1 tRNA gene and 2 rRNA genes (1 of these 3 cut by a window edge) are annotated in these 2500 nt (G+C 54.6%); all 3 read right to left on the reverse strand.

What is annotated here, in order from left to right:
- Positions 1-57: 57 nt before the first annotated feature.
- A tRNA-Met gene (locus tag ACP150_RS18205) sits at positions 58-134 on the reverse strand.
- A gap of 72 nt (positions 135-206) precedes the next feature.
- Positions 207-321 (reverse strand): 5S ribosomal RNA (rrf, locus tag ACP150_RS18210).
- A 209-nt stretch (positions 322-530) separates the two neighbouring features.
- Positions 531-2500, reverse strand: a 23S ribosomal RNA gene (locus ACP150_RS18215); it runs 859 nt beyond the window's last position.

Here is a 2500-nt window from a genome sequence, read left to right on the forward strand (position 1 = left end):
TGCGCGAGCGCAAGAGCTCCCTATGGGGCGTTAAGGTTTTGAGATATATTGTGTTTTTGGTTGCGGGAGTAGGATTTGAACCTACGACCTTCAGGTTATGAGCCTGACGAGCTACCGGGCTGCTCCATCCCGCGCCAGTTGCGTTGGCATTTTCTGCCTGGCGCTTTTTGTTGAGATCGTATTGAGAGTTATGGGCTTTTTTCTAGGTTTGGCGGTGACCTACTCTCCCACGCCTTAAGACGCAGTACCATCGGCGCTACGGTGCTTAACGACCGAGTTCGGGATGGGATCGGGTGTTTCACTCGCGCTATGACCACCAAACCAAGGAAAAAGCCTTTGCAGAGCAAAGGCTTTTAGTTGGAGGCAGCGTTTCGACAAAGTCGACAACGCGTTCCAACACCGTTGATCTGCTGGGCGTACCACATTGAACACTGTCAGGTGTGGCGCGCTTTTTCACATCGGCGTCCAAGCCAAATACGTCTGTTGTGTATGCTTTGATTATCCGCAGGGGCATTTGCCGTCTACTGGATCAAATCAAGCCTATCGGACCATTAGTACCAGTCAGCTGAGCACATTGCTGCGCTTACACCTCTGGCCTATCGACGTGGTGGTCTACCACGGTCCTCAGGGATACCTTGTTTTGAGGGGGGCTTCCCGCTTAGATGCCTTCAGCGGTTATCCTGTCCGATCATAGCTACCCAGCACTGCCGTTGGCACGACAACTGGTCCACCAGTGGATCGTTCACCCCGGTCCTCTCGTACTAGGGGCAACTCCTCTCAAGTATCCTACACCCACGGCAGATAGGGACCGAACTGTCTCACGACGTTCTAAACCCAGCTCACGTACCTCTTTAAACGGCGAACAGCCGTACCCTTGGGACCTGCTCCAGCCCCAGGATGAGATGAGCCGACATCGAGGTGCCAAACGGTGCCGTCGATATGGACTCTTGGGCACCATCAGCCTGTTATCCCCGGCGTACCTTTTATCCGTTGAGCGATGGCCCTTCCACTCGGGACCACCGGATCACTATGGCCGTCTTTCGACTCTGCTCGACTTGTCAGTCTCGCAGTCAGGCTGGCTTCTGCCATTGCACTCAACGAGCGATTTCCGACCGCTCTGAGCCAACCTTCGCGCGCCTCCGTTACGCTTTAGGAGGCGACCGCCCCAGTCAAACTACCCGCCACACAGGGTCCCGGATCCGGATAACGGACCGCGGTTAGACATCAAGCAATGCAAGGGTGGTATCTCAAGGAAGGCTCCACAAGAACTGGCGTTCCTGCTTCGAAGCCTACCACCTATCCTGCACATGCATGGCCTGATGCCAGTGTGAAGCTGTAGTAAAGGTGCACGGGGTCTTTCCGTCTAACCGCGGGAAGCCTGCATCTTGACAGGCAATTCAATTTCGCTGAGTCGATGTTGGAGACAGCGGGGAAGTCGTTACGCCATTCGTGCAGGTCGGAACTTACCCGACAAGGAATTTCGCTACCTTAGGACCGTTATAGTTACGGCCGCCGTTTACTGGGGCTTCAATTCGGAGCTTGCACTCCTCCTTTTAACCTTCCAGCACCGGGCAGGCGTCAGACCCTATACGTCGTCTTGCGACTTCGCAGAGCCCTGTGTTTTTAGTAAACAGTCGCCACCCCCTGGTTTGTGCCCCCCGCCTATAGTTGCCTACAAACGGGGCCTCCTTCTCGCGAACTTACGGAGGTATTTTGCCGAGTTCCTTCAACATCGTTCTCTCAAGCGCCTTGGTATTCTCTACCAGTCCACCTGTGTCGGTTTAGGGTACGATCTCATGGAGGGCTATTTCCAGGAACCGATCAGCGGCCCGCCCAATCCGATAAGGGCGAACAACAGTCTCGATCCGTCACATCCTCCTGGCTCCGGAATATTAACCGGATTCCCATCGACTACGCCTTTCGGCCTCGCCTTAGGGGTCGGCTTACCCTGCTCAGATTAACTTTAAGCAGGAACCCTTGGACTTTCGGCGACAGGGTCTCTCACCCTGTTTGTCGCTACTCATGTCATCATTCTCACTGGTGATCACTCCACCGGATCGCTCACGCGCCGGCTTCACAGTCAAACCCGATCCTCCATAACACCCGAAGGCGCTGTAGAGGACTGGGTTATTTCACACCACGCTCTGCTACCATGCACTATGTGCATCCTAAGCTTCGGCTCATGGCTTGAGCCCCGTTACATCTTCGCCGCAGGACAACTTAATTAGACCAGTGAGCTGTTACGCTATCTTTAAAGGATGGCTGCTTCTAAGCCAACCTCCTGGTTGTTTTGGTCGTCCCACCTGCTTTCCCACTTAGCCATGAATTAGGGGCCTTAGCTGTAGGTCAGGGTTGTTTCCCTCTCCACTACGGACGTTAGCATCCGCAGTGTGTCTGCCATCTAGTACTCCCGGGTATTCGGAGTTTGGTTAGGATCAGTAAGCCTGTGGGGCCCCATTACCCATCCAGTGCTCTACCCCCCGGGGTATTCGGATGACGC

This window comes from Dinoroseobacter sp. S375 (assembly GCF_049800775.1).
In the GTDB taxonomy this organism is placed as follows: domain Bacteria; phylum Pseudomonadota; class Alphaproteobacteria; order Rhodobacterales; family Rhodobacteraceae; genus Dinoroseobacter.